The 6,421-nt window shown below is 60.1% G+C and carries 5 protein-coding genes; 1 reads left to right on the forward strand and 4 read right to left on the reverse strand.

Translation table 11 applies throughout. From position 1 onward, the window contains the following. Positions 1-72 precede the first annotated feature (72 nt). The 3 genes from EJA72_RS13850 to EJA72_RS13860 form a co-directional block, all read right to left on the reverse strand. Positions 73-1,026 carry an adenosine deaminase gene (locus EJA72_RS13850; protein ID WP_157712005.1) on the reverse strand — a complete coding sequence of 318 codons (954 nt, stop codon included), beginning with the start codon at positions 1,024-1,026 and terminating at the stop codon, positions 73-75. A 78-nt stretch (positions 1,027-1,104) separates the two neighbouring features. After that, positions 1,105-2,073 (reverse strand): 2-oxoglutarate and iron-dependent oxygenase domain-containing protein, encoded by a 969-nt coding sequence (locus tag EJA72_RS13855; protein ID WP_157712006.1) that lies wholly within the window; start codon positions 2,071-2,073, stop codon positions 1,105-1,107. 142 nt (positions 2,074-2,215) lie between these two features. Beyond that, the gene (locus EJA72_RS13860) at positions 2,216-3,298 is read right to left on the reverse strand and encodes a BMP family ABC transporter substrate-binding protein (protein ID WP_157712007.1); all 1,083 of its coding nucleotides are present in this window, start codon (positions 3,296-3,298) and stop codon (positions 2,216-2,218) included. A gap of 300 nt (positions 3,299-3,598) precedes the next feature. On the opposite strand from EJA72_RS13860, the gene EJA72_RS13865 reads away from it, so the two are divergent. Next, positions 3,599-4,687, forward strand: a complete 1,089-nt coding sequence (locus EJA72_RS13865; protein ID WP_157712008.1) for a calcium:proton antiporter — start codon at positions 3,599-3,601, stop codon at positions 4,685-4,687. 140 nt (positions 4,688-4,827) lie between these two features. Here the strand turns inward: EJA72_RS13865 and EJA72_RS13870 are convergent, their stop codons facing one another. Beyond that, entirely contained in the window at positions 4,828-6,186 is a 1,359-nt protein-coding gene (locus tag EJA72_RS13870) for an 8-oxoguanine deaminase (RefSeq protein WP_157712009.1), read from the reverse strand. Positions 6,187-6,421 lie beyond the last annotated feature (235 nt).

Here is a 6,421-nt window from a genome sequence, read left to right on the forward strand (position 1 = left end):
GAAAAAACTTCAACTGACACACCGCCATCGCGAGCAGGCTCGCTCCCACAGGTTTTTTTATTGCGGTGTTGCTTATGGCTTGACCAGTCGGGCATCCAGGCTGTTTTGCGCCAGGCGCTTGGCCTGATCCTGGGTCATGCCCAAGTCCGTGTACAACGCATGGAAGTTCTCGGTCACATACCCGCCAAAGTACGCTGGGTCATCGGAGTTCACGGTCACTTTCACGCCACGCTCAAGCATGTCGAGAATGTTGTGCTGGGACATGTGATCGAACACGCAGAGCTTGGTGTTCGACAGCGGGCACACGGTCAACGGGATCTGCTCGTCGATGATCCGCTGCATCAGGCGCTCGTCTTCGATGGCGCGCACGCCATGGTCGATGCGCTGGATTTTCAGCAGGTCGAGGGCTTCCCAGATGTACTCGGGCGGGCCTTCTTCACCGGCGTGGGCCACGGTCAGGAAACCTTCGTGGCGCGCACGATCGAATACGCGCTGGAACTTGCTTGGCGGGTGACCCATCTCCGAACTGTCCAGGCCGACGGCGACAAACGCCTCGCGGAACGGCAACGCCTGATCGAGGGTTTTCTCGGCTTCTTCTTCGCTCAAATGGCGCAGGAAACTCAAGATCAAACCGCTGGTGATGCCCAGTTGCTGCTCGCCATCTTTCAAGGCGGAAGCGATGCCGTTGAGCACCACTTCAAACGGCACCCCACGGTCGGTGTGGGTTTGCGGGTCGAAGAACGGTTCGGTGTGAATCACGTTCTGCGCTTTGCAGCGCAACAGGTACGCCCAGGTCAGGTCGTAAAAATCCTGGGAAGTGCGCAGTACGTCGGCGCCCTGGTAGTACAGGTCGAGAAACTCTTGCAGGTTGTTGAAGGCGTACGCCTTGCGCAGGGTGTCGACATCGCTCCATGGCAGGGCGATCTTGTTGCGTTCGGCCAGGGCGAACAGCAGCTCGGGTTCCAGCGAACCCTCGAGGTGCAGGTGCAGTTCTGCCTTGGGCAGGGCGTTCAGCCAGTCGTACATTCTTCGAATCTCATCAGGTGCAATGGCGGCATTCTACAGGTGCTCGCGGCAACAATTGGTAAAACCTGACCAACCGGTTCATGAAAGCGCTTCCTGTTCCCGTCGATAGGCGTAGGTATCGGCGAAGCGCGAGAGCAGGAACTCGGCGCAGGTGGTGGTCGGGTATTTCGCCGGGTGCGCTGCGTCCTGGCAACCGGGCAGGCATTCGATGCGGGTGTCCGGGTGCGGCTCGGCGAAAAACGGCATCGAGTAACGATCGACGCCCAGCGGGCTGATCACCCGATGCGGCGTCGACAGGTAACGGTCGTTGCTCCAGCGCGCCATCATGTCGCCGAGGTTGACCACAAGCGTGCCTTCGATCGGCGGTGCATCGATCCATTCGCCGCTGACATTACGCACTTGCAGGCCGCCGGCTGCGTCCTGATACAGCAAGGTGATGCAGCCGTAATCGGTATGAGCGCCGGCACCTTGCTGGTCGGCGGAACTGGCGGTGTGACGCGGCGGGTAATGGATCATCCGCAGCACGCTGACCGGCTCATTGAAGCGAGTGTCGAAAAAGTCGTGCTCGATGTTCAGCGCCAGGGTCATCGCCCGCAACAGCGTTTGCGCTAGCGCCTGCATGTCGACGTAGTGCTGTTCCATCAACGCTTCCCAGCCCGGCATCGAGGGATGACGGTTGGGACCGCGCAGTGGTTTTTCCGCCAGCACCTCGGGGTGATTGGCCGGCAAGTGCAGGCCCATGTCAAAGGTTTCCTTGAGGTCGCTGGGCTTGCTCGGGTCGAGTTGCTCGGTGGCGATGGCACCGTAGCCGCGATGGTGGCGGGTCTGGGTGATGTCGATAGTGAGCTTTTCTTCGGTGGGCAGGGCGAAGAAACGGCGGGTGTGCTCAAGCACGTCATCGATGCGCGACGCGCTGATCGGATGACCCTTGATATAGAAAAAGCCCCACTCGCGGCAGGCGCGGTCGATTTGCGTGGCGACGGATTGCCAGGCGGCTGTGCCGTCGGTGTAGAGCGGGCTGATGTCGATAATGGGGAGTTGGTTCATTGCGCAGACCTGTAATACGAAAATGATTCCCTGTAGGAGCGAGCTTGCTCGCGATGGAGGCAAGGGCAACGCGTTCATCCTGCTTCACGCGTTATCGTTGACGACCATCGCGAGCGAGCTCGCTCCTACAGGGGCTCTGGGATTACTTCGGAATATCGGCCTTCATGCCTTCGACGTAGTAATTCATCGCCGCCAGTTCCGCATTGCTCGCCGTCGCGCCCGCGGCAATTTTCTCGACGCCCGCCTGATCCTTGATCGGCCCGGTGAACGGGTGCATTGCACCGCTCTTGATGTCCGCGATGATCTGCTCGGCTTCGGCTTTCACCGGGGCCGGCACCAGATCGCTGATCGGCAATTCAACCGTGCCTTCCTTCAAGCCACCCCAGTAATCCTGCGTTTTCCACGCATGGTCAAGCACGGCCTGAGTCGCTTGAATGTAATGCGGCCCCCAATCGTTGACGATCGACGTCAGCACCGCTTTCGGCCCGAAATGCGCCATGTCCGACGCGTAACCCACGGCATACACGCCGCGACGTTCGGCGGCCTGGATCGGCGCCGGGCTGTCGGTGTGCTGGAACACCACGTCCACGCCCTGGTCGATCAGCGCGTTGGCGGCGTCGGCTTCCTTGCCCGGATCGAACCACGAGTTGACCCATACCACCTTGATCTCGGTGCCGGGGTTGTACTTGTTCAGGGCCAGTTGAATGGCGTTGATGTCGCGGATCACCTCCGGGATCGGAAACGAAGCGACGTAGCCGATCTTCTTGGTCTTGGTCATCTTCGCGGCGAGGAAACCGCCGACGTAGCGACCTTCATACGTGCGCGCCAGATAGGTGCCGAGGTTCTTGTCCTGCTTGTAGCCGGTGGCATGTTCGAAGGTCACTTTTGGAAATTGTTTGGCGACTTTCAGCGTCGGGTTCATGTAGCCAAAAGACGTGGTGAAGATCAGGTCGTAATTGTCCTTGGCCATGTTGCGGATCACCCGCTCGGCGTCGGCGCCTTCGGCGACGTTCTCTACGTAGTTGGTGGTGATCTGGTTGCCGAACTTCTCGGCCAGTACCTTGCGCCCCTGTTCATGCTGATACGTCCAGCCGTGGTCACCAATCGGGCCGATGTAGACGAAACCGACTTTGAGCGGGTCGGCGGCACTGGCGGTCAGGCTGGCGCTCAGACCAATGGCGGCGGTGACGGCGCAAAGCAGTTTCTTCAACGGACGTTTGTGCATGAATTCCAACTCCATTTTGTTTTGAGGTTGGAGGGGCCAATGCAAATTGCTGACCAACAGGACAACAAAACTTTCGAAACCATGTCGCAGCCTTCGCGGGCAAGCCTCGCTCCTACAAGAGCGACGCCAACCTGTGGGAGCAAGGCTTGCCCGCGAAGAGGCCCTGGAGGCCAATAAAAGTGCACGCGCCAAACCGTCTGCCATCCACTGGTGCGCTAAGGTGAAACGAAACGTTAGCGCCGCCCCGCAGTCAGTCACTCATCACGCTGCGTTCGCGGCACTCGGCAAAAAAGGCCCTCCATGCTCACACTTCTCAAGCAAGAAACGTTTTTGCTGCTGGCCCTGATCGCCGCCGTCGTCGCCTATCCGCTGGAACACTGGATGCTCCACAGTGGCCAGCCCATCGCGCTGGCCTGCGGGCTGGTGCTGATCGCGTTCATCGTCGCGGCCTCCATGCGCGTCGCCCATCACGCGGAACTGCTGGCAGAAAAAGTCGGCGACCCCTACGGCACAATGATCCTGACCTTGGCGGCCGTGCTGGTGGAAGTGGTGATCCTGGCGATCATGATGAGCAACGAAGCCTCGCCGACGCTGGTACGCGACACGATTTACTCCGCCGTGATGCTCGACATCAACGGCATCCTGGGCCTCGCCGCCTTGATGGGCGGGATCAAGCATGGCGAGCAGTCCTATAACGACGACTCGGCGCGCAGCTACAGCGTGATGATCCTCACCGCCATGGGCGTTTCCATGGTGGTGCCGGAGTTTATTCCCGAGGTGAACTGGAAGGTGTACTCGGCATTCACCATCGGCGCGATGATCGTGCTCTATACCTTGTTCCTGCGTATGCAGGTCGGGCCGCACAGCTACTTCTTCAGCTACAGCTACCCGGAAAAACGTCGCAAGAAAGACCCGGAGGAGGAGCATGAACCGGTCAATCTGGCCCTGAGTATTGGCACGTTGGTGTTTGGCGTGGTGGTGATCGGCGCATTGGCCGAGGTGATGTCCAAGACCCTCGATCTGGGGCTGGAAGGGACGGGCGCACCGCCGGTGATCACGGCGATTCTGGTGGCGGCGATTTCTGCGGCGCCGGAGATTCTGACCGCGTTGCGCGCGGCGCTGGCCAACCGCATGCAGTCGGTGGTCAACATCGCCATGGGCGCATCGCTGTCGACGGTGATCCTGACGGTGCCGGTGATGGAAGCGATGGCGCTCTATACCGGCCAGCCGTTTCAGATGGCGATGACGCCGGTGCAGACCGTGATGATTTTCCTGACCCTGATTGTCAGCGCGATCAATCTCAATGACGGGGAAACCAATGCCATCGAAGGCATGACCCATTTTGTGTTGTTTGCGACATTCATCATGTTGTCGTTGCTTGGTCTTTAAGCCCACTACAAAACCAATGTGGGAAAACCAATGTGGGAGCGAGCCTGCTCGCGATAGCAGACTGACAGTCGACTGATTCATTGACTGACACACCGTCATCGCGAGCAGGCTCGCTCCCACAGTTTTTGATAGGCGTTTGATCAGACGCCGGCAATCAACTGCCGAGCCGCCTGGCTGTGGTCGGCAATCAAGCCTTTCAGGTCGAGCCCTTCAACCTGCCCGTCAATCACGCGCCACTTCCCACCGACCATCACCCGATCCGCCCGATCCGCGCCGCACAGCAGCAACGCAGACACCGGATCATGGCTGCCGGAGAAACGCAGTTCATCGAGCTTGAACAACGCCAGGTCCGCCTGCTTGCCGACCGCCAGTTCACCAATGTCGGTACGCCCGAGCAAACTCGCCGAGCCCTTTGTCGCCCAACCCAACACCAACTCCGGCGTGATCTTCTCCGCGCCATAGCGAAGCCGCTGGATATAAAGAGCCTGACGGGTTTCGAGCATCATGTTCGACGCGTCGTTGGACGCCGAGCCATCCACGCCGAGGCCCAGTAAGGCACCCGCCGCCGTCAGGTCCAGGGTCGGGCAGATGCCGGAGGCCAGGCGCATGTTCGAACTCGGGCAATGGCAAATGCCGGTGCCGGCCGCGCCGAGGCGGGCGATTTCGTCCGGGTTGAAATGGATGCCGTGCGCCAGCCAGGTGCGCGGGCCGAGCCAGCCGACGCTGTCCAGATAATCCACGGTGCGCAGGCCGAAGCGTTGCAGGCAGAAGTCTTCTTCGTCGAGGGTTTCCGCCAGATGGGTGTGCAATCGCACATCGAGTTTGTTCGCCAGTTCGGCGCTGGCCGACATGATTTCCGGGGTCACCGAAAACGGCGAGCAAGGCGCCAGCGCGATCTGGATTTGCGCGCCATCGCCACGCTCGTGGTACTCGGCAATCAAGCGCTGACTGTCGTCGAGAATGACTTCGCCTTCCTGCACTGTCTGTTGCGGTGGCAAGCCGCCGTCCTTTTCACCGAGACTCATGGAACCGCGCGTCAGCATGGCGCGCATGCCCAGTTCGCGAACGCTCTCGACTTGCACGTCGATCGCATTTTCCAGTCCCTCTGGAAACAGGTAGTGGTGGTCGGCGGCGGTGGTGCAGCCGGACAGCAGCAACTCGGCCAGTGCGACTTTGGTGGCGAGGGCGAGTTTTTCCGGCGTGAGTCGTGCCCAGACCGGGTACAGGGTTTTCAGCCAGGGGAACAGCGGCTGATTGACCACCGGCGCCCAGGCGCGGGTCAGGGTTTGATAAAAGTGGTGATGGGTGTTGATCAGTCCCGGCAGAATTACATGTTCACGGGCATCGAATACGTGTGTGCAGGGCAGGGCAGGTTGCTGGCCAGCGGCGAGCACTTCGACGATCAAACCGTCTTGCACCACCAGGCCGCCACGGGCATCGAGGCCGTTGGCAGTGAAGATCGCGAGGGGATTTTTTAACCAGGTACGGGTCGCAGGCATGTTGGCCGGCTCCTCTGAAAGTGGGGTTCAGGGTTGCCAGCTCAGTGATTACCCTGTCTGCTGATCCAGGGTCGCCGCGGGGGACGAGGTGCGGAGTTTCAAACAAAACCGCGTTGACGGCAAGCCTCGCCCGACCAGACAACACAAATCCCTGTGTGGAATGAATACCTGTGGGAGTGAGCCTGCTCGCGATGAGGCCGTGTCATTCAGCATTGATGTGACTGAGATGGCCTCA

It is taken from the genome of Pseudomonas sp. PB120 (assembly GCF_009761815.1).
Classification (GTDB): domain Bacteria; phylum Pseudomonadota; class Gammaproteobacteria; order Pseudomonadales; family Pseudomonadaceae; genus Aquipseudomonas.